We start from the raw sequence: 19,666 nt of genomic DNA, 5'->3' as shown, positions 1-19,666 counted from the left end.
CTAGAAGGGGTAGTGCGCCTGCTGGGTGGCGATGGTCACCCAGCGGGTGTTGGAGAAGGCCTCGATGCCCCAGCGGCCACCGAAGCGGCCGTACCCGGAGGCCTTGAAGCCGCCGAAGGGGGCCTGCGGCTCGTCGGCCACCGACTGGTCGTTGATGTGCACGATGCCGGTGCGGATCCGACGCGCGACAGCGAGGCCGTGGGTGGCGTTCTCGGTGATGATGCCGCAGGTCAGGCCGTTGTCGGTGTCGTTGGCGACGGCCACCGCGGTGGCGTCGTCGGCGAACGTCTCCACCACGCACACCGGCCCGAACGCCTCCGCGTGATAGAGCTCGGCGTCCTTCGGCACGTCCGTGAGCACGGTCGCCGGGTGGACCGCGCCGTCCGGCTTGCCGCCGCCGGTGAGGACCTTCGCGCCCTTGGCGACCGCGTCCTCGACCAGCCCGGCCACCCGCTGCGCGGCGGAGGCGGCGACCAGCGGGCCGACCACGGTGTGCGGGTCGGAGGGGTCGCCGGACGGGAGCGAGGCGGCCTTGGCGGCGAACTTCCGCGTGAACTCCTCGGCGAGGGACTCGTGGACGAGGATGCGGTCACCGGACATGCAGATCTGCCCGGCGTTCATGAACACACTGAAGGTGACGGCGTCGACGGCGTAGTCCACGTCCGCGTCGGCCAGCACGATCACCGCGTTCTTGCCGCCCAACTCCAGGACGGCGGGCTTGAGATGACGTGCCGCGTGCTCGCCGATGATGCGGCCGACGTTGGTGGAGCCGGTGAAGTTCACGGCCCGCACCCGCTCGTCGGCTATCAGGACCTCGGCGATCTCGGCGGCGTCCGCCCGGTCGTTGGTGATCACGTTCAGCACGCCGTCCGGCAGCCCGGCCTCACGCAGCACGTCGGCCACGAACAGGCCGCAGGCCAGCGGCGCGTCCTCGCTCGCCTTGACCACGACCGTGTTGCCCGCGGCCAGCGGCGCCGCGACCGCCCGTACACCGAGGATGACCGGCGCGTTCCACGGCGCGAACGCGGCGACCACGCCCACCGGCTCGCGCACCGCGAGGCCGAGGGCGCCCTGCTCCTGCGCGGTGAGCACCTCGCCGCGCGGGGCCGTCACGCCGGCCGCCGCCTCGCGCAGCATGTTGGCGGCGAGCGCCACGTTGAAGTACGCCCACGGCCGGGTGCCGCCGGCCTCGCCCGCCATGAGCTCGGCGACCTGGTCGCCCTTGCCCTCCAGCAGATCGGCCGCCTTCAACAGGATCGCGCGCCGGGCGAAGGGGGCCAGCGCCGCCCACTCCTCGAACGCCGCGTCGGCCGCGTCCACGGCCCGCCGCACGTCCTCGGGGCCCGCCGCCGCGACGGTCGCGTACACCTCCCCGGTGTACGGGTTGAGGTCCTCGGCCGTCCGGCCGGAGGCGGCGGGCACGTCCTTGCCGCCGATGAGGAGTTCGCGGGTGATGGGCATGATGCGGACCTCTTCGTTCGCCACGACAATGTGTGCACTGCGAGAAAACGTTCGCCAAGTGAACCAAGATTCACTTGCTAAGCGCATGCTCCGCGCGGCCCCGGGCAATGTCAAGGGCCGCCCGGTTGCCCGGACGGCCCTTGGTGTGGACGTGCGCGTACGAGTCCGTACACGGATCAGATCACTACTGGATACCCGGCAGCAGCCCGGTGACGGGGGCGACCAGGTCGGTCACCTGGCTCAGCTGGTTCAGGTCGTTCAGGCGGTTGAGCTGGGCCAGCTGCTCGGTCGGGCGCGGGATCTCGGCCTTGTGCTCCGCGGGGATGTCGCTCACGGACAGGGAGTCGAGCGTGGCCATCGGGCTGAGCCTGGCGGTGTCGGCGTCCACGGGGGCCGCGCTCGCCATCGGGGCGGCGAGGCCGGTGACACCGGCGGCGAGACCGACGACGGCGACGATACGTCGAGTGGAGATCATGTTGTCAGCAACGCCGACACGCCCGGCGCGGACACGGGTGCCGGACCGCTCTCACCCGTCAGGCGCAGTGCCCCGGTTGCGCTTGCCGAGACCGGCGGGGCGGAGGAGTCTCGAAGGTGAGACCCGGGCGGCCCCTCCCCTCGGGCCGCGGGCCTCACAGGAGGTCATCATGGGCGCGTTCAGCACGGAGACATTGCGTCAGGGCATCGAGGGAGACAAGGCCGCGAATCTGCTGTCGCTCTACGCGGACGACGCGGAGCTGCGCATCGTGGACCGCAACACCCAGCCCAGCAATCCCAGGGTCCTGCACGGCCGGAACGAGATCGGCGAGCTTCTGGAGGACGTCTACAGCCGCGACATCAAGGCGCACAAGCTGGAGAAGTGCATCATGCAGGGCGACCAGGTCGCCTACACCGAGTCCTGCGAGTACTCGGACGGGGTCCGGGTCTTCGCCGAATCCATGATCACGCTGCGCGACGGCAAGATCGCCGAACAGATCATGCTCCAGGCATGGGACGAGTAGGGAGAAGTCTGCCGAAGGTCCAGATCACGTCCCGGTTGACCTGGACCTTCTCGGCGCGTGCGGGCCTCGGCCGATCGTTCCCGGTGCGCTCCCGCCGCACGCTGCCGGCCTCGGCGGCAACCCGGCTGGCGTCCGCCGCGCTGATGCGGTCGGTGCTACGGCGGACCCGGCCCCGCGCACTCCCCCCGACCCCGCACGGCCTGCGCAGGCGGCGCCGGGGTTAGGCTGGGGGCGGGCCGTGACTGGCGCTGAGGTGGAGCACCACCGGGGAGCGGCCCGTACGACATGAAGCCGTGCGCCTGGGCGAACCCGACTGTCAGCCCAGGAGTGGATCATGACCCAGGCACGTCTCATGGACGGCACCGCGCTCGCCCGACGCATCGTCGAGGACACCGCCCGGCGCGCCGCCGACCTCACCGCACGCACCGGCACGACGCCCTGTCTCGCGACCGTACTGGTCGGCGCGGACCCCGCCTCCGTGACGTACGTCCGCATGAAGCAGAACCGTTCCCGCAAGGCCGGCATCGCCTCCCGGCACGTGGAGCTGCCCGCGGCGACCACCACCGAGGACCTGGTGGGCACGCTTGAGGAGCTCTCCGCCGACCCCGCCGTGCACGGCATCCTGCTCCAGCACCCCATGGGCGCCCACATCGACGAGCGCGCCGCGTTCGAGGCGATCGCCCCCGAGAAGGACGTCGACGGCGTCACGTTCGCCTCGTTCGCGACGATGAGCTTCGGCCTGCCGGGCTTCGTGTCCTGCACCCCCGGCGGCATCATGCGGCTGCTCGACGCGTACGACGTCGACCCGTCCGGCAAGCGGGCCGTGGTCGTCGGCCGCAGCGCGATCCTCGGCAAGCCCGCCGGCATGCTGCTGCTTGCCCGGGACGCGACGGTGACGTACTGCCACTCGCGTACGACGGACCTGTCGGCGGTCGTCCGGGAGGCGGACATCGTGGTCGCCGCCGTGGGCCGGCCGCAGCTCATCAAGGGCCAGGACATCAAGCCCGGCGCGGTCGTGATCGACGCCGGGTACAACCCGGGCAACATCGGCGACGTCGACTTCGACTCCGCCGTCGAGCGGGCCTCCCTCATCACCCCGGTGCCGGGCGGCGTCGGTCCGATGACGATCGCGACGCTGCTGGAGCAGACGGTGGACGCCGCCACCCGGCAGCTCGGGGCGTGAGTCAGCGCGTCCAGGCGCTGTAGTCCATGACGTCACCGGCTTTCACGCCGTACTCGGGCTCCGCCTTCGTGAAGGTGGTCTCCAGGCCGAGCACGGCGCCGGTGGCCGGGTCCATGATCAGCATCTTGCGGAGGCCGGACTGCTCGTACACGTACGCCTGTCCGCGCCGCCCCAGCCGGTCCGTCACCTGTCCGACGGGCTTCAACCCGTCGGTGTCCGCGAGCAGTTGGGCGAGCGCCGCCGACTCCCGGGCGCCGAGCTGCCAGGTGTCGAGCACGTAGTCGACGGCGTCGAGGAGCTCGCCCGTGGTGAGCGGAGTCCTGCTGTACGCGGCCTCCTGGAGGTAGGCGCGCAGCCGGGCCACGTCGTGCGGGGGCGGGGACTGCGGCGGGGCGTCGCTCCAACTGGGCGGGTACGTCCGGGTGGTGCGGTCGTGGCCGTCGTCGACGGTCTCCGTGTGGCTGTCGTCGGCGTTCCAGCGGACGATGCGCTCCTCCGGGTAGGTGATCGGCGGCTTGCCGTCACTCATGCCGAGGCTCCAGGTCCGCACGTGGGTGCCCTTGCGGAGCACGGCCGAACTGTCCGCCGCCCGAGCCCGCTCGGCCAGGGTTTCCAGGGGTACGGGGGTGGAGTCCGCCTGAACTACCAGCGGGCGGGGTGCGGCGACCGCCGGCGCGGTGGTCTGGCCGGTGAACAGCAGCGCCGAGACGAGCGCGGCGACGACTCCGCCGGCCGCCAGCCCCCAGTACAGCCGGGGGCGGCGGGCGGTCCGCTGCCGCAGCAACGCGTCGAGCCGGCGCTCGGCGTGGTGGTCGAGGGGGCCGTCGCCGTAGTGGGGGCCGTCGGTGGGCACCGGGTTGGCGCGGCGCAGCAGGTCGAGTTCGTCAGCCATGGCCGTATTCCTTCGCGGGGATCGCGGGGCTCTCGGAGGTCGTGGGGCACATCCGGTCGATCTCGGCTCTCAGCCGGCGCCGGGCCCGATGCAGCCGCATCGACGCGGCGCGGCGGCCGCAGCCGAGGACGACGGCGACCTCCTCGATGCCGAGTTCCTCCCACGCGGTGAGCCGCAGCACCTCCTGGTCGGCCGGGGAGAGCCGGGCGAGGGCATCGTGCACCCAGGCGCCGGGGGTCTCCGCTTCCGGGCCCGCCTCGATGTGGCGTCCGTGTGCCGTGTCGTCGTTGCCCAGCCGGTCCACCAGGCGCCGCCTGCGCCCGTGGCCGCGTACCGCGTTGGCCAGGCAGTTGCGTGCCACGCCGTACAACCAGGGCAGCGGGGTCGGCGGCAGGTCGGCACGGCGTCGCCAGGCGACGGTGAACACCTCCGCCACCACTTCCTCCACCTCGCTCGGCCGCCCGTCCAGTCGCCGCGCGACATAGCGGCTGACCGCCCAGTAGTGCTCGCGATAGGCAGCGGCGAAGTCGTCGTCGTTGCTCATGTTCCGTTCGTGTCCGGCACCTTCGGGATCGTCACAGCCGTCTTCGGTGATTCTCGTCGCGTCCCCGAAGTGTGACGTCCGGGCGGGGCGCGGACACAGGCGGGGCATGAGACACCTGAAGTGGCTGACGACCACGGATCACAAGACGATCGGAACGCTGTACCTCGTCACGTCGTTCGCGTTCTTCTGCATCGGTGGCGTGATGGCGCTGCTCATGCGCGCCGAGCTCGCCCGGCCTGGTCTGCAGATCATGTCGAACGAGCAGTTCAACCAGGCGTTCACGATGCACGGCACGATCATGCTGCTGATGTTCGCGACGCCGCTGTTCGCCGGCTTCGCGAACTGGATCATGCCGCTCCAGATCGGTGCCCCCGACGTCGCCTTCCCGCGTCTGAACATGTTCGCCTACTGGCTGTACCTGTTCGGCTCGCTCATCGCGGTCGGCGGCTTCCTCACCCCGCAGGGCGCGGCCGACTTCGGCTGGTTCGCCTACAGCCCGCTCTCGGACGCCGTGCGCTCCCCGGGCGTCGGCGCCGACATGTGGATCATGGGTCTGGCCTTCTCCGGCTTCGGCACCATCCTCGGCTCGGTCAACTTCATCACCACGATCATCTGCATGCGTGCGCCGGGCATGACCATGTTCCGCATGCCGATCTTCGTGTGGAACGTGCTGCTGACCGCCGTCCTGGTCCTGCTCGCCTTCCCCGTGCTGGCCGCGGCCCTCTTCGCGCTGGAGGCGGACCGCAAGTTCGGCGCCCACGTCTTCGACTCCGCCAACGGCGGGGCGTTGCTGTGGCAACACCTCTTCTGGTTCTTCGGCCATCCAGAGGTGTACATCATCGCGCTACCGTTCTTCGGCATCATCTCCGAGGTCATCCCGGTCTTCTCCCGCAAGCCGATGTTCGGCTACATGGGCCTGATCGGCGCCACCATCGCGATCGCCGGTCTGTCCGTGACCGTGTGGGCCCACCACATGTACGTCACCGGCGGAGTGCTGCTGCCGTTCTTCTCCTTCATGACGTTCCTCATCGCCGTGCCAACCGGCGTGAAGTTCTTCAACTGGATCGGAACGATGTGGAAGGGCTCGTTGTCGTTCGAGACCCCGATGCTCTGGGCCACCGGCTTCCTGGTCACGTTCGTGTTCGGCGGTCTGACAGGGGTGATGCTCGCGTCCCCGCCCATCGACTTCGCGGTGTCGGACTCGTATTTCGTGGTGGCGCACTTCCACTACGTCGTCTTCGGCACCGTCGTCTTCGCGATGTTCTCCGGCTTCCACTTCTGGTGGCCGAAGATGACCGGCAAGATGCTCGACGAGCGCCTCGGCAAGATCACGTTCTGGACGCTGTTCGTCGGCTTCCACGGCACGTTCCTCGTCCAGCACTGGCTGGGGGTCAACGGTATGCAGCGCCGGATTCCGGACTATCTGGCGGTGGAGGGACTGACGCCCCTCAACACCCTGTCGAGCATCTTCTCGCTCGTGCTCGGCGCCTCGCTCCTGCCGTTCTTCTACAACATCTGGAAGACGGCCAAGTACGGCGAGCCGGTCGCGTCCGACGACCCGTGGGGCTACGGCCGTTCCCTGGAGTGGGCGACCAGCTGTCCCCCGCCGCGGCACAACTTCCTCACCCTGCCCCGCATCCGCAGCGAGTCCCCCGCGTACGACCTGCACCACGCCCCCGCGCCGGCACGGGAGTTGACCGCGCGATGAGGGACACGTTCGTCAACGACATCGAGGGCCATCTGCTGCTCGCCGCCACCCGGCAGGAAGGCCGCACGGCCGCCGAGCGGTTCACCGCACCCCTGCACTGGCTGACGGACACGCAGCGGGCCGAGCTGGAGCGCCGTTTCGAGGCGGAGTACCTCGCACTCGCCCGCGCCTCCTGGCAGCGCACCGCGGTGCGGGCCGGGAGCCTGCGGGACGAGTACGAGGCGAGATACCGGGCGCTGCGCCGACGGCTGCTGGCGTGCCTGCTGCTCGGCAGCGCGGCGGCCGTCGGCGTCCTCGCCTTCTGTCAGGTCTAGCTCTGCGTCCACTTCTGGTTGCTCTGGCCGTTGCACGTCCACAGCACCATCAGCGTGCCGTTGGCCGTGCCGGCGCCATTGGCGTCCAGGCAGAGACCGGCGTTGACATTGGTGATCGTGCCGTCGCTGTTGACGTTCCACTTCTGGTTGTTCTGGCCGTTGCAGTCCCAGATGACGACCTTGGTGCCGTTGGTGGTGCCGAGGTTGTAGGCGTCCAGGCACTTGTCGCCGTACACCACGAGTTCCTTGCGGGAGGTGTACGTCCACTGCTGGTTCTGGCCGCCGTTGCAGTCCCAGAGCTCGGCCTGGGTGCCGTTGGTGAGGGTGTTGTCATAGACGTCGAGGCAGCGACTGGAGCCGCTCCCTGTCACAAGGGTGCTGTTCGCGCCGGGCAGCGGGCGGACCGTGATGTCGGCGAGGGTGGGCGCGCCCGTGAAGGCCAGCGTGTTCGCGGAGCCCTTGGAGAGGCCGACCATCACCGAGATCGTGCCCTGGGAGGAGCCGGTGGGCGGGAAGGAGACGGTTGTCGAGCCCTGGCCGTTGACCTTGAGGGTCGCGGTACGGGCGCTGGAGGTGTTGTTGGTGTAGGCGACGTCGACGGTCTTGATCCCGGTGCTGCCGGCGGCCACACCGGTGAAGCCCGCCGTGCCGGTGTAGGTGCCGGCCGACTGCTCGGTGCCGCCGGTGACCTTCAGCATCACGGAGCCGCCCGCCGGGACACTGGCGGTGTAACTCGTGCCGTACGAACCGATGTCGGAGCGGGCCCACAGGTCACGGACGGTCGCGTTCGCGTTGGTGAGACCGAGGTCGGACCAGCGGACGGTGATGTTCTGCGTGGACGAGGTGCGGTTCATGAGCACGACGGCACGGTTGCCCTGGCCGGAGAGGACCTTGCCGTACACCTGAAGGCCTGTGGTGTCCTCGGCGACCTTGACGCCCTGGAGGCCGCGTGCGTCCTGGTCGACGGCGATGACCTCGGGGTTCTTGAGGATGTTCGCCGTCTCGGTGGACATGCCGGCGAGGTTGTTGCCCGCGAGGAGGGGGGCGCCGGAGATGGCCCACAGGTTCATGTGGGTGCGGTTCTGGGCGGCGGTGAAGCCGGGCATGCCGACCATCAGCATGTCGGGGTCGTTGTAGTAGCCGGTGTGCTGGGCGAGCGGGTGCAGGCCCTGGTCGAAGTTGGACAGCATGTTCGTCTGGGACGGGCTGTTGCCCCAGAAGATGATGTCGGTGCTGGTCCGGTACATGGGCGCGAGCCCCGGGGCCCAGTTCCAGGGGTTCTGGTTGCCCCAGTTGCAGACCGACAGGGTGAGCGGACGACCGGTGGCGGCCGTCGCCCTGGCCACCGCGTCGCTGATCGACCTGTACGTCGTCGCCGCGTCGAGGCCTTCCGCGTTACCACCGCACCAGTCGACCTTCACGAAGTCGAAGCCCCACTGCGAGAACTGGAGCATGTCCTGGTCGTAGTGGCCCTCGCTGCCGGAGCCGGGGGCGGCGGGGCGGCCGGTCGGGTAGTAGTAGCCGCAGCCGTCCTTGCCGGCGTCGGTGTAGATGCCCGCCTTCAGGCCCTTGCTGTGGATGTAGTCGGCGATGGCCTTCATGCCGCCGGGCCACTCGGACTCGTCGACGGTGATGTTCCCGGCGCTGTCCCGGGTGCCCTGCCACCACCCCTCGTCGATGTTGATGTACTTGTAGCCCGCGTCCGGCAGCCCCGCCGCCACGAACGCGTCGACCTGCTGCTTGATCACGTCGTGGTCGATGGCGGCGGCGAAGCTGTTCCAGGAGGCCCAGCCCATCGGCGCGGTGGGCACGGCGATCTGCCGGCTCGTCGCCGCCTGGGCCGGGGTGGGCTGGGCGAAGAGCAGGGCGGCGGTGGCGGTGAGGGCGAGGACGACGGCGCGTACGGTGACGGCTCTGGCGCGGCGCAGGCGCCCGCCGCGGGGCGTGCGGGGTGGGGGAAACATGCGGCTCCTTCGGAAGGGAAGAACGCCCGGCTTGGTCGACATCTCGAACGAGTACCGACTACCCGAACGTATCGCGCGCCGAAAGTAGAGCCGCGGGAGGCGGAAGTCAACGGCTGCGACAGGCGCGAACTCGCCCCTCCGCACGGGTCGTTCACCCGCTGCGGGCCGCGATCCCGACATACTGGCGCTCGTGCGCGTAGCAATCATGACGGCGGGTTCCCGGGGCGACGTGGCCCCCTTCACCGGCCTGGGGCACGGCCTGCTGCGGGCCGGGCACGAGGTCACCCTGGTCACGCACGGCTCCTTCGAGCCGCTGGTGGCAGGCTCCGGGCTCGGGTTCCACGCCCTGCCGGTGGACCCGCGGACGGTACTGGAGTCCGAGCGCGGGAAAGGGCTCCACCGCAGCGCCACCGGACCCGGCAAGCTGCTGCGGGCGGTCACGATGGCACGGGCGCTGGCGGGCACGATGGCGGACGACCTGGTGGCGGCGGCCCGCGCCGCCGACGTACTCCTCCTGTCGGCCTCCCTCGCGCCCCTCGGCCACACCATCGGCGAGGGCCTCTCCCTGCCAACCCTCGGCCTCAGCCTGCAACCGGTCGCCGCGACAAGGGAGTTCGCCCCTCCGATGCTCGGCGGCGGCTCCTGGGGCACGCTCGGCAACCGGGTGGCCGGACACGGCGTGAGCATGGCCATCGAATACGTCTTCTCCTCGGTGATCCCCGAGGTGCGCACCCGCCTGGGTCTGGGACAGGTTCGAATCGGCACGGCACTGCGGCGCCGGGAGCGGCGGAACTGGCCCGTCCAGCACGGCTTCAGCCCCCTGGTGGTGGCCCGGCCGAGCGACTGGCGGCCCGGACTGGACGTGGCGGGCTACTGGTGGCCGTACGACGTGTCGGCCGAACTCCCGCCCGAGGTACGGGACTTCCTCGAAGCGGGTCCGCCACCCGTCTTCGTCGGCCTCGGCAGCGCCACCGTCCCCGACCCCGAACGCCTCAGCGCCGACATCGTGCGGGCGCTGCGGCGGGCGGGGCTGCGTGGGGTGTTCCAGCGAGGCTGGGCAGGGCTCGCGGCGGACGGCGAGGACATGCTGACCGTCGGCGAGATCGCGCACTCGGCACTGTTCCCGCACATGGCCGCGGTCGTCCATCACGCGGGCGCGGGCACGACCGGAGCGGGACTGAGGGCCGGGGTGCCCGCGGTGCCGGTACCGATCCAGTTCGACGCGGGCTTCTGGTCGCAGCGCCTGGTCGCCCTGGGCGTGGCGCCGACGGCGGTACCGCTCCGCCGCCTGACCACGGACAGACTGGCGTCGGCGCTGACGAGGATCACGCGCGAGGCCGGGTACCGGGAGCGGGCGCGGGAGCTGGGGGCACGCATTCGCAAGGAGGACGGCGTGGCCCCTGTACTGGAGGCGGTGAACTGCCTGAGAGGCTGAGCGGCAACGCCACTGAAGGGCGCGGGGCTGTATCGATCTGCGGCGCCGCGGGCAACCGAATCAGCCCTCCCACCCCACGGGCCGCAAAATCGCCAACAACTGCCGCACCAACTCCTCCACCACCTCGTCCAGCGAGGCATCGACCCACCCGGAGCTCCAGTCATGGAGCAACCCATTGACGGCCCCGATGAACGCCGTGGCCGGCAGCCGATAATCCCGAGGCGCGGCCTCCCCCCGCGCCACCGCCGCCCCCGCCTCCGCGCACACGAGCTCCACCCACCCCGCCCGCCGGGCCAGCCGCTGTTCTTCCATCCGCGGACTGACCCCGATGATCTCGACGAAGGTGATCCGGATCCGGCGCGGGTCGCCGGTGACGTTCGCGGCGTACGCCCGGAAGATCGCGGCAGCACGCTCGGGCAGGGGCAGTGTGTCCGCCTCCGCGACCGCCGCCACGACCGCCTGCTCCGCCCATTCGTTCACCTGGAGGTGCAGCGCGGCGAGGACGTCCTCCAGCGTGCGGAACTCCTCGTAGAACTGTCGCGTGGACAGGCCCGCGGCCTCGCTCAGCGCCGCCACCGTCGTGTTGCGGAAGCCCGGTGTGTCGCCGAACAGTTGCAGCGCGGCGTCCAGGAAGCGGCGGCGGCGTTCCGCCTGCCGTTCCTCCGCGGTCTTGCCGCCGTAGCGGCCGGTCGGCGCCTTGAGCCTGCCCGCCACGGTCACCTCCGTTGATCGTCCACTGGCTCGCCAATTTTGTCGTGCGCGGAGTCTTGTGGACAGGGCGCCCCTTCCTTACTTTTCAGTAAGTTGACTCTGAAAGCATCCGTGTTCAGTTTCGGAGAGCCGCCTTCCGGAGTCCCGTTTTGGCATGTCCTACTCATGAACGCCATTCAGAGGAGAGAGCCGTCATGCCTGCCTTCAGAACCCGGCACCTGTGCGCCCTGACCGCCGCCGTCGCCCTGACCGCCACCGTCCCGGCGGCCTCCGCCGCCTCCGCGGCCGATGCCGCCGCCCTGCGCGAGGTGCTGTTCGTCGGCAACAACTGGGACGGCACCGCCGACGTCCTCCAGTCCACCGGAAGTCTGGCCAAGGTCGGCCGGATCAACGTCATCCCCGACAAGGACGCGCGGATGGCGGAGATCAACGCCGATCCGATCAAGTGGATCTACTTCATGGCGATCCGCAACGGTGTCGGCGAGGGCCACGACCAGTTCGCCGACGACATGTACACCACGCCGGACGGCACCTCGGTGGTCGTCTCCCGGCCGAGCTTCGCCGACGTCGTGTCGATCAACCTGGCCACCGGGAAGATCAACTGGCGCTTCCCCGTGTCGGGTTACCGCTCCGACCACATGGCGGTCTCCCCCGACGGCACCCGGGTGGCGGTGTCCGCCTCGACCGCGAACACCGTGCACGTCCTCGACATCGACACCGGCAAGCAGGTCGGCAAGTTCGCCACCGGCGACAAGCCGCACGAGAACATCTTCACCAAGGACGGCAAGTACATCTACAACATGGCGATCGGTGACGTGAACACGAGCACCGACGCCCCGTGGCTGGACTGGACGAAGGGCGACCGGCACATCACGGTCGTGGACGCGACGACGTACCAGCAGGTCAGGACCATCGACATGCGGCCGAAGCTGGACGCGCTCGGTCTCACCGACTACTCCGACGCGGTGCGCCCGGCCGTGTTCTCGCCGGACGAGTCCAAGCTGTACTTCCAGGTGTCGTTCTTCAACGGCTTCTTCGAGTACGACCTCGCCACGGACAAGATCACCCGGACGAAGACCCTGCCGAAGAACCCGGCGACCAGCGACGACCGCACCACGTTCGTCAACGACTCGCGCCACCACGGGCTTTCGATGAGTCCCGACGGCAGCAAGCTGTGCGTCGCCGGGACCATGGACGACTACGCGACCGTCGTCAACCGCAGCACGCTCCAGGAGGGTCCGCTGGTCACCGCGTCGAAGCCGTACTGGGCGACGGTCAGCGGCGACGGCAAGAGCTGCGTCATCTCCGAGAGCGGCGCCGACCAGGTCACGGCGATCGACTTCGCCACCGGCCAGAAGACGGTGTCGGTGCCGGTGGGCGACCACCCGCAGCGGGTGCGGCTCGGCCATGTCGCGGCGAACTGGACGAGCCCGGCGTCCTGAGGGGCGGCCGCGGTCGTGGAGAGGTGCGGGTGCGTCGTGGCACCCGCACCCGACACGCGATCTTCTCAGCTGAACTTCGACGCCGCCCAAGTCGCCAGCTCGGCCCTGGCCGCGTTCAGCACCGTCGCCGACGGCGCCGTCGCCCCGTTGGTGACCAGCGCGTAGTGCAGGGTGCCGGAGTCCCCGTCGGTGAGCAGCAGGCGTCGGCTGCCCGTGCCGCCGGGTTCCGGGGCCGTGCCGATCGGGGTCGAGGACGTGTAGGCCGGCGGGGCGTACGCCGTGCCCAGGTCGGAGACGACCGTGGTCGTCGCGGTCGGGAAGGAGGCGGGCAGGTGCAGCTCGGTGGGGGCAGTGCCGCTGCCCGAGCGCCACACCAGCAGGCCGTACTGTCCGGAGCCCACCAGGGCGGACACGTTCGGCAGTGAGCTGGGCACCGGGTTCCAGGTCAGGGTCGTGGAGCCGTCGCGGGAGCGGTCCTCATAGGTGAAGGCGAGGGTGCTGCCGGAGGTCGCGCTCGGGTAGAGGCGGTCCAGGAGCCTGGCGTCCTGACGGAGCGTCACCACCCCGTTGTCGTCGAGGCGTACGGCGGACAGGTCCTCGTCGTTCCAGGCGTCCCCGCTGGTCTGCACCTTGTCGGGGTTGCCGTTCATCAGCTCGCTGTGGCGGCCGTTGTAGATGTCCCACTGCCATTGCGAACCGGACAGCACCTGGCCCGAACCGGCGGGCGAGGTCCACCAGTTGGCGCCCTTCACCCGGGAGTCCAGGGCCTGGTACATGGCTTTGAGCACGGTCGGTGCCTTGCCGGCGGTGGAGCCGTTCAGCGGGTGGCCGAACTCGCTCACGACCGCCGTGGTGCCGAGCGCCGCGGCGCGGTCGCGGACGGTGCCGAAGTCGCTCACGTACTGGCCGTCCGAGGCGTTGCCCCACATCAGGATGCCGGAGATGGCCTTCTGGTCGTAGAAGTGGGTGTTGAAGACGTACCGGGAGCCGATGGAGCCCGCGTCGAGGAGACCGCCCTCCTCCTTGCTGACGTTGCCGTTCCAGAAGAGGTTGGGCTCGACCAGGGCGGGCTTGTCCTGCCAGCCCGCCGCGTCCATGCGGGCCCGGAACCTCACGTAGAAGGGCCACAGCAGGTCGCGTTCCCAACTGCGGCTGGCCTGGCCGGAGTCGTAGGTGCCGGCGTACGGCTCGTTGTAGGGGTCGAAGCCGATGACGCCGGCGAACTCCTCGGTGCTCACGTTCTGCTTGATGTACGCCATGACCTTCTGGGCCGTGGTGAGGAAAGCGTCCTGGAGGCCGTGGGCGTTGTGCCAGAAGTCGTACTGGGCGGCCTTCACCGCGCCGTTCTGGGTGATGTTCTGGCCCCACACGAAGCAGATCCCGCAGGATTCGTCGGGGTAATTGCCCAGATCCACCGCCCACTTGGGGGCGCCGTCACCCGTGTACCAGCTGTCGTCGTCGAAGAGGTACCGGGAGTAGAGGTCCTGGTGGAAGTCGGGGTAGACGCGGATGCCCGCGTCGAGGAAGGCACGCATCTGGGCGGTGGCGGCGGACAGGTACGCGGTGTCGACCTGGCCCTGCACCGGTTCGGCGTAGGCCCAGGAGAGCAGGAAGCGGACGGAGTTGCCGCCGCCGAGGGCACGCAGGGCCTTCGCCGACTTCTGGGCGTCGGCGACGGAGGCGAAGGGCAGGCCGTGGTTCTCGGCGAGCTTGGTCTCGCCGGAGACGTTGTAGCCGCGCAGCACGACCTCGCGGCCGTGTCCGTCGGTGAAGCGACCGCCGGACACCGTGAGCGCCGTGCCGTCGAAGGAGAGGGAGCCGGGGACGGTGGCCGCGGTGGCGGACGGGGAGCCCGCCACCGTGAGGAAACCGCAGAGTCCGCAGAGGACAACCAGAACAACCAGCAGACGGGCCCGCAAGTTCGGCATGTTCACTACAGTCCGGTGATATCAGGACACCGTCAATACCTTCTGACTCATGAGTAAGTCTCAGGTTTTCTCGGCTCTTCGACCCCACTAACCCCTTCGGCCCGTTACGTTCAGCAGATACTCCTTGCGGTTGAGCGGGTTGTGGTCGGTCCGCGGACGCTCGGGGACGTCGTCCCCGCCCGCCACCGGCGCGTAGTCCTCGAAGGCGCTCTCCCACTCGGCCTCGCCTCGGGTCAGCCCCGGCAGCCGCTGTTCGAGGCCGTGCACCCGGGCCGCCGGGACCACGCCCTCCAGCACGCACAGCGCACCCCGCGTCTCGGTGGTCTCCGGCACCGCGCGCGCCGCGGACAGCACCGGCAGCAGCGCGCCCAGCGTGTCCGCCGGGGCCTCCAGCCGGAAGCGGTGCATCGGCTCGTACACCCGCGTGCCCGCCCGGCGCAGCGCCTCGGCGAGGACCAGCGGGGTCAGGCCGCGGAAGTCGGCGCCGGTGCTGGACATGCTCTTGTCGAAGCCCTGGTGGGCGTGGCTCTGCCGGGGCCAGTAGCCCGAGTGGGTCATGGTGACCGCGCAGTCGGCGACCTGCCAGCCGTGCAGCCCCTGGGCGAGGGTCTCGCGGACGGTGTCCTCGACCGCACGGAAGAAGGCGTACGGCATCGCCCCCAGCTCCACCTCCAGGCCGAAGGTGACGCCGGTGCCGGGCGGGGCCGGGTCGACGCGCAGGCCGATAGTGGCGAGGAAGGGGTTGGCCTCCTTCTTGATGAACTCGGCGGCTGCGCCCGTCCCCGTCGGGCGTTCGACGCACAGCGGTGTGGTCTCCCGGAAGCCGACGGCGAGCCCGAACTCCTCGGCGAGGGTGGCCTCGATGACCTCCTTCTGGACCTCGCCGTAGAGGGAGACGGACAGTTCCTGGCGCACCTCGTCGTGGCGCAGGTCGATCAGCGGGTCCTGTTCGGCGAGCTGGGTGAGGGCCAGGTGCAGGGCCCTGCGGTCGGTGCCCGGGCCGGGGACGACGACGGTCTCCAGGGTGGGCGGGGAGAAGAAGTGGCCGTGCCGTTTGCGGGGTTCGCCGATCGTGTCGCCGATGCGGATGTTCCCCAGCCCCCACAGCCGCGCGATCCGGCCCGCCGGGACCGCGTCCGCACGGACGTCCGTCCCGTGGTCGAAGACGCTGACCGCGGTGACCCGGCCCTCCTCGCGCCCGGGACCGAAGGGAACGCGGTCACGGGTGCGCAGGGTGCCGGAGAACAGCCGCGCGTACGCCACCTTCTCCCCCGCCGGACCCCGCTCGACCTTGAACACGCTGCCGGAGACGGTCCCTTCCGGGTCGCCGTCGGCGGCGGGCAGCAACTGCTTGATCCCGTCGATCAGTTCGGGCACCCCGGCGCCGGTGACGGCCGAGCCGAAATACACCGGGTGGACGAGGCCCTGCCGGGTCTGGGCGACGAGAGCGGACCGCAGCCGCTCGTCCGCGAGAGTCCCGTCGACGTACGCGGCGAGCAACTCGTCGTCATGGTCGGCGAGGACGTCGGGCGCCACCGGACCGGGGACGAACGCCGCCTCCCGGGCGCCGAGTTCCACGGCTCGCCCCATCGGCACGATCGCGGGCGTGAGCCGCTCGGCGAGGGCGTCGAGGACAGCGTCGTACCGTGCCCCGCGGCGGTCGATCTTGTTGACGAAGATCAGCGTGGGGATGCGCAGCCGCTGGAGCGTCCGCATCAGGACGCGGGTCTGCGCCTGGACGCCCTCGACGGCCGAGACGACCAGGACGGCCCCGTCGAGCACGCCGAGGACGCGCTCCACCTCGGCGATGAAATCAGGGTGGCCGGGGGTGTCGATGAGGTTGACGGTGATGTCGTCGACCGCGAACGAGACGACGGCCGACTTGATGGTGATGCCGCGCCGGCGCTCCAGCGCGAGGGTGTCGGTCTGTGTACTGCCGGCGTCGACGCTGCCGATCTCGTCGATCACCCCGACCGAGTGCAGCAGCCGCTCGGTCAGGCTGGTCTTACCGGCGTCGACATGGGCGAGAATCCCGAGGTTGAGCAAGTGCACGAAGCGTCATGTCCTTCGAAGAGGGGGTCATTCCTTCTTGGGTGGACATGCGTGCAGTGCGCACTACTGCTCTCCTTCATCGATCGCCTGTGGGTCCCTTGCAGTGCAGCAGATCGGCGTGCGGGGCGGCAACGGATTAACGCCCCACCCGCGGGTGGAGTGTGGCGATACGGAGCTGCCGGCGGCCCGGATGCGACGCTAGCGGCGATCGTGAGAGGAGCGGATCGTGCGTGAGATTCTCCCGGCGCTGAGCGCCTGGTACGCGGCGGGAGCGCCGTTCGGGTTGGCGACCGTCGTGGCCGTGAGCCGCAGTGCGCCGCGTGATCCGGGTGCCGCGATGGCGGTCGGGCCCGGCGAGGAGGTCGTCGGCAGTGTGTCGGGGGGATGTGTGGAGGGGGCGGTGTTCGAGCTGGCTCAGGAGGTGGTGGCGAGCGGGGAGGCGCGGCTTCAGACCTTCGGGTACAGCGACGAGGACGCCTTCGCGGTCGGGCTCACCTGCGGCGGCGAGATCACGCTGCTGGTGCGGCCCGTCACGCCTGCGCTGGACCCGGCCTTCGGCGAGGTCGCCGCGTCCGTGGCCGCGGGGCGGCCGGTGACCGTGGCCACGGTGACCGACGGTCCGGCGCCGCGCGGCGCGACCCTCGCCGTGTGGCCGGACCGGGTGGCGGGCACCCTCGGCACGACGGGCTTGGACGCGGCGGTCACCGCCGACGCGCGCGGTGAACTCGCCCTCGGGGCAACGGGCTTGCGGCACTACGGTCCGCGGGGCGAGCGCCGGGAGGACGCGGTGAGTGTCTTCCTGCACTCCTTCGCCCCGCCCCCGCGGATGCTGGTCTTCGGCGCCATCGACTACGCCGCCGCGGTCGCCCGGATCGGCGACTTCCTCGGCTATCGGGTGACTGTTTGCGACGCCCGGCCGGTGTTCGCCACCCCCAAGCGCTTCCCGCCGGGCGTGGAGGTCGTCGTGGACTGGCCGCACCGCTACCTCCAGGGCACCGACACCGACGAGCGCACGGTGATCTGCGTCCTCACCCACGACCCCAAGTTCGACGTCCCGCTGCTCCAGGAGGCGCTGCGGCGGCCCGCCGCGTACATCGGCGCGATGGGCAGCCGGCGTACCCACGACGACCGGATGAAGCGGCTGGTCGACGGCGGACTGACGGACCGTCAACTGTCACGGCTGCGCTCCCCGGTGGGGCTCGACCTGGGCGCCCGTACGCCCGAGGAGGTGGCCGTCTCGGTCGCCGCGGAGATCGTCGCGCTGCGGTGGGGCGGCACCGGCACCCCGCTGACGGCGACCGCGGGCGCCATCCATCCCCGGGGAACCTGAGAGAAGAAGCCGTGGGGCCTCAGCCGTGTCGCCGGTGATCCTCGACGACCTGCTCCAGGTGATCGAGGGCCGCCGTCACCCGTGCGGGGTCCTGCTGGAAGAACGGGTCGTCCGGCACCGGCAGCGACCCGGCCAGCGCCCACCCGCGCGCCCGCGCCCAGGTCGCCTCGTCGGCGTCGACCGCCTCACGGAAGGCCTCGCGACCCTGCGGCGGCAAGAACATCCACGCGGGCTGGAGGTCGACCGCCGGGTCGGCGACGGCGAGCGTCCCGAAGTCGATGACGGCGCTCAGCCGGCCGTCGCGCATCAGCAGATTGCCCGTCGCCAGGTCACCGTGGATCCACACCGGCGGCTTGTGCCAGGCGGGCGCGGCGAGGGCCGCCTCCCACACCTCCGTCACGGCGTCGATGTCGACCATCCCCGTTCCCGCCAGCGCCTCCAGCTTGGGCCGGACGCGCGCCTCGGCGGCCAGCGAGTCACGCGGGTCGCCCAGGGGGACGCCACGGAAGGCGTTGCTCTGCTCGGGACCGGGACCGCCGGTCGCGTCGATGTCCTTCAGCGCGTTGACGAACCCCGCCAGATCCAGCCCGGCCCGCACCGGGTCGGCCAGAGCCTCGGTCGTCGCCGTCTCGCCCACCAGCCAGCGGTACACCGACCAGGGGTAGGGGTAGCCCTCGCCCGGTTCGCCGATCTCCAGCGGTTCGGACACGGCCAGCGGCAGACGCGGGGCGAGCCGGGGCAGCCAGCGGTGTTCCCGGGCCACCTGCCCGGACCAGTGGGCGTACCGCGGCAGCCGTACGGACAGCTCGTCACCGAGCCGGAAGGTCGCGTTGTCCATGCCGGACTGCGGCACCGGGGCGAGCGGGAGGTGGGCCCATTGCGGGAACTGGGCGGTCAGCAGACGGCGTACGAGCGAGGTGTCGATCAGCACGCCGTCCATCTCAGCGGGGCGACGGCGGCAGCGTCCAACGAATTAGGGGTTGAGACCGGCTCCCAGGGGTAGACGGCGCGCAACGGAGGAGGACGTACAGCGATGCACCTCTTCTTCCTCATGAGGTGCCGCGACCGGCTACCGCGGAGGCAGCCGGTGCAGCAGCACGTCGTCCAGGCGGCCGTCCTCGACGGTCGCCGTCATGTACGTGCAGTGCGGCTGGCGCCGCCGGTCCGTCGGGGAGCCGGGGTTGAGCAGCCGCAGACCGGTCGGGGCGGTGGTGTCCCAGGGGATGTGACTGTGTCCGAAGACCAGCACGTCGGCGTCGGGGAAGCGGGCGGCACAGCGTGCCTCGCGGCCCTGCGCGGGGCCGGTCTCGTGGACCACCGCGAAGCGCAGGCCGCCGAGTTCGGCGTACGCGACCTCCGGCAGCCGGGCCCGCAGTGCCGGTCCGTCGTTGTTGCCGTGGACGCCGACGAGGCGGCGGCTGAGCCGCTCCAGCAGGTCCAGGGTGGCCGTGTCGACCCAGTCGCCCGCGTGGAACACCACGTCGGCGCGCGGGAGTTCGGCCAGCAGCGGGGCCGGGAGCTCCTTGGCGCGCCGGGGCAGATGGGTGTCGGACAGCAGAAGCAGACGCACGCGGTCAGACTATCCGGGAAGATCGTCAACCTTGACACGATCGGTATGCGATCCGAGCGGTGGTCGCAACATCAACCACTGCGGCGTCGGGTTAGCATCTGGCCACAAGCACCGCACCATGACAGAAACGACAA

17 protein-coding genes and 1 riboswitch are annotated in these 19,666 nt (G+C 70.5%); of the genes, 7 read left to right on the top strand and 10 right to left on the bottom strand.

The annotated features are described in order from the left end of the window. Together EJC51_RS41730 and EJC51_RS41725 are read right to left on the bottom strand one after the other, a co-directional pair. Complete coding sequence (locus EJC51_RS41730) at window positions 1-1,461, bottom strand: aldehyde dehydrogenase family protein (protein WP_126275855.1); 1,461 nt, start codon at window positions 1,459-1,461, stop codon at window positions 1-3. A gap of 184 nt (window positions 1,462-1,645) precedes the next feature. Continuing rightward, window positions 1,646-1,936: a hypothetical protein gene (locus tag EJC51_RS41725; RefSeq protein ID WP_126275854.1), complete on the bottom strand. Its 291-nt coding sequence runs from the start codon at window positions 1,934-1,936 to the stop codon at window positions 1,646-1,648. A gap of 169 nt (window positions 1,937-2,105) precedes the next feature. Between EJC51_RS41725 and EJC51_RS41720 the strand changes: the two genes are divergently transcribed. Further along, a complete protein-coding gene (locus tag EJC51_RS41720; RefSeq protein WP_126275853.1) occupies window positions 2,106-2,459 on the top strand; it encodes a nuclear transport factor 2 family protein in 354 nt (117 codons plus the stop codon). A 228-nt stretch (window positions 2,460-2,687) separates the two neighbouring features. Beyond that, window positions 2,688-2,771, top strand: a riboswitch (ZMP/ZTP riboswitch). A gap of 22 nt (window positions 2,772-2,793) precedes the next feature. After that, window positions 2,794-3,642 (top strand): bifunctional 5,10-methylenetetrahydrofolate dehydrogenase/5,10-methenyltetrahydrofolate cyclohydrolase, encoded by an 849-nt coding sequence (locus tag EJC51_RS41710; RefSeq protein WP_126275851.1) that lies wholly within the window; start codon window positions 2,794-2,796, stop codon window positions 3,640-3,642. Window position 3,643: 1 nt separating this feature from the next. Here the strand turns inward: EJC51_RS41710 and EJC51_RS41705 are convergent, their stop codons facing one another. Together EJC51_RS41705 and EJC51_RS41700 are read right to left on the bottom strand one after the other, a co-directional pair. Beyond that, window positions 3,644-4,534 carry a CU044_5270 family protein gene (locus EJC51_RS41705; protein ID WP_126275850.1) on the bottom strand — a complete coding sequence of 297 codons (891 nt, stop codon included), beginning with the start codon at window positions 4,532-4,534 and terminating at the stop codon, window positions 3,644-3,646. Then, window positions 4,527-5,078 carry an RNA polymerase sigma factor gene (locus EJC51_RS41700; protein WP_126275849.1) on the bottom strand — a complete coding sequence of 184 codons (552 nt, stop codon included), beginning with the start codon at window positions 5,076-5,078 and terminating at the stop codon, window positions 4,527-4,529. Before EJC51_RS41700 ends, EJC51_RS41705 begins: the two co-directional genes overlap by 8 nt. 106 nt (window positions 5,079-5,184) lie before the next feature. Here EJC51_RS41700 and ctaD point away from each other — a divergent pair, with 106 nt between their 5' ends. Both ctaD and EJC51_RS41690 read left to right on the top strand, forming a co-directional pair. Beyond that, window positions 5,185-6,786 (top strand): aa3-type cytochrome oxidase subunit I, encoded by a 1,602-nt coding sequence (gene ctaD, locus EJC51_RS41695; RefSeq protein WP_126275848.1) that lies wholly within the window; start codon window positions 5,185-5,187, stop codon window positions 6,784-6,786. Further along, window positions 6,783-7,100, top strand: a complete 318-nt coding sequence (locus tag EJC51_RS41690; protein ID WP_126275847.1) for a hypothetical protein — start codon at window positions 6,783-6,785, stop codon at window positions 7,098-7,100. Before ctaD ends, EJC51_RS41690 begins: the two co-directional genes overlap by 4 nt. On the opposite strand, the gene EJC51_RS41685 is transcribed toward EJC51_RS41690, so the two are convergent. Continuing rightward, on the bottom strand, window positions 7,097-9,064 hold the full coding sequence (locus tag EJC51_RS41685; RefSeq protein WP_126275846.1) for a ricin-type beta-trefoil lectin domain protein: 1,968 nt from the start codon (window positions 9,062-9,064) through the stop codon (window positions 7,097-7,099). The genes EJC51_RS41690 and EJC51_RS41685 overlap by 4 nt on opposite strands. Window positions 9,065-9,269: 205 nt before the next feature. On the opposite strand from EJC51_RS41685, the gene EJC51_RS41680 reads away from it, so the two are divergent. Continuing rightward, window positions 9,270-10,499, top strand: coding sequence for a glycosyltransferase (locus EJC51_RS41680; RefSeq protein ID WP_126277333.1), 1,230 nt, complete (start codon window positions 9,270-9,272; stop codon window positions 10,497-10,499). 60 nt (window positions 10,500-10,559) lie between these two features. Here the strand turns inward: EJC51_RS41680 and EJC51_RS41675 are convergent, their stop codons facing one another. Beyond that, window positions 10,560-11,213: a TetR/AcrR family transcriptional regulator gene (locus EJC51_RS41675; protein WP_126275845.1), complete on the bottom strand. Its 654-nt coding sequence runs from the start codon at window positions 11,211-11,213 to the stop codon at window positions 10,560-10,562. A 191-nt stretch (window positions 11,214-11,404) separates the two neighbouring features. Here EJC51_RS41675 and EJC51_RS41670 point away from each other — a divergent pair, with 191 nt between their 5' ends. Beyond that, on the top strand, window positions 11,405-12,652 hold the full coding sequence (locus tag EJC51_RS41670; protein ID WP_126275844.1) for a YncE family protein: 1,248 nt from the start codon (window positions 11,405-11,407) through the stop codon (window positions 12,650-12,652). A 65-nt stretch (window positions 12,653-12,717) separates the two neighbouring features. Here the strand turns inward: EJC51_RS41670 and EJC51_RS41665 are convergent, their stop codons facing one another. Further along, the gene (locus tag EJC51_RS41665) at window positions 12,718-14,580 is read right to left on the bottom strand and encodes a glycoside hydrolase family 5 protein (RefSeq protein WP_126275843.1); all 1,863 of its coding nucleotides are present in this window, start codon (window positions 14,578-14,580) and stop codon (window positions 12,718-12,720) included. A gap of 87 nt (window positions 14,581-14,667) precedes the next feature. Continuing rightward, on the bottom strand, window positions 14,668-16,632 hold the full coding sequence (locus tag EJC51_RS41660) for an elongation factor G (protein ID WP_126275842.1): 1,965 nt from the start codon (window positions 16,630-16,632) through the stop codon (window positions 14,668-14,670). 226 nt (window positions 16,633-16,858) lie between these two features. Here EJC51_RS41660 and EJC51_RS41655 point away from each other — a divergent pair, with 226 nt between their 5' ends. After that, the gene (locus tag EJC51_RS41655) at window positions 16,859-17,962 is read left to right on the top strand and encodes an XdhC family protein (protein ID WP_126275841.1); all 1,104 of its coding nucleotides are present in this window, start codon (window positions 16,859-16,861) and stop codon (window positions 17,960-17,962) included. 19 nt (window positions 17,963-17,981) lie between these two features. Here the strand turns inward: EJC51_RS41655 and EJC51_RS41650 are convergent, their stop codons facing one another. Continuing rightward, on the bottom strand, window positions 17,982-18,902 hold the full coding sequence (locus tag EJC51_RS41650; RefSeq protein ID WP_126275840.1) for an aminoglycoside phosphotransferase family protein: 921 nt from the start codon (window positions 18,900-18,902) through the stop codon (window positions 17,982-17,984). 129 nt (window positions 18,903-19,031) lie between these two features. Then, window positions 19,032-19,532, bottom strand: a complete 501-nt coding sequence (locus EJC51_RS41645; protein WP_126275839.1) for a metallophosphoesterase family protein — start codon at window positions 19,530-19,532, stop codon at window positions 19,032-19,034. Window positions 19,533-19,666: the final 134 nt, after the last annotated feature.

Origin of the sequence: Streptomyces aquilus, from assembly GCF_003955715.1 — a bacterium.
GTDB classification, from domain to species: domain Bacteria; phylum Actinomycetota; class Actinomycetes; order Streptomycetales; family Streptomycetaceae; genus Streptomyces; species Streptomyces aquilus.
Note: the sequence above shows the minus strand (reverse complement) of the source record. Positions and strands in the feature narration are given on the sequence as shown.

Excerpts from the sequence above, each read along its gene's own strand:
- EJC51_RS41730 (WP_126275855.1), bottom strand. The coding sequence starts at position 1,461 with ATGCCCATCACCCGCGAACTCCTCATCGGCGGCAAGGACGTGCCCGCC.
- EJC51_RS41725 (WP_126275854.1), bottom strand. The coding sequence starts at position 1,936 with ATGATCTCCACTCGACGTATCGTCGCCGTCGTCGGTCTCGCCGCCGGT.
- EJC51_RS41720 (WP_126275853.1), top strand. The coding sequence starts at position 2,106 with ATGGGCGCGTTCAGCACGGAGACATTGCGTCAGGGCATCGAGGGAGAC.
- EJC51_RS41710 (WP_126275851.1), top strand. The coding sequence starts at position 2,794 with ATGACCCAGGCACGTCTCATGGACGGCACCGCGCTCGCCCGACGCATC.
- EJC51_RS41705 (WP_126275850.1), bottom strand. The coding sequence starts at position 4,534 with ATGGCTGACGAACTCGACCTGCTGCGCCGCGCCAACCCGGTGCCCACC.
- EJC51_RS41700 (WP_126275849.1), bottom strand. The coding sequence starts at position 5,078 with ATGAGCAACGACGACGACTTCGCCGCTGCCTATCGCGAGCACTACTGG.
- ctaD (WP_126275848.1), top strand. The coding sequence starts at position 5,185 with ATGAGACACCTGAAGTGGCTGACGACCACGGATCACAAGACGATCGGA.
- EJC51_RS41690 (WP_126275847.1), top strand. The coding sequence starts at position 6,783 with ATGAGGGACACGTTCGTCAACGACATCGAGGGCCATCTGCTGCTCGCC.
- EJC51_RS41685 (WP_126275846.1), bottom strand. The coding sequence starts at position 9,064 with ATGTTTCCCCCACCCCGCACGCCCCGCGGCGGGCGCCTGCGCCGCGCC.
- EJC51_RS41680 (WP_126277333.1), top strand. The coding sequence starts at position 9,270 with ATGACGGCGGGTTCCCGGGGCGACGTGGCCCCCTTCACCGGCCTGGGG.
- EJC51_RS41670 (WP_126275844.1), top strand. The coding sequence starts at position 11,405 with ATGCCTGCCTTCAGAACCCGGCACCTGTGCGCCCTGACCGCCGCCGTC.
- EJC51_RS41665 (WP_126275843.1), bottom strand. The coding sequence starts at position 14,580 with ATGCCGAACTTGCGGGCCCGTCTGCTGGTTGTTCTGGTTGTCCTCTGC.
- EJC51_RS41650 (WP_126275840.1), bottom strand. The coding sequence starts at position 18,902 with ATGGACGGCGTGCTGATCGACACCTCGCTCGTACGCCGTCTGCTGACC.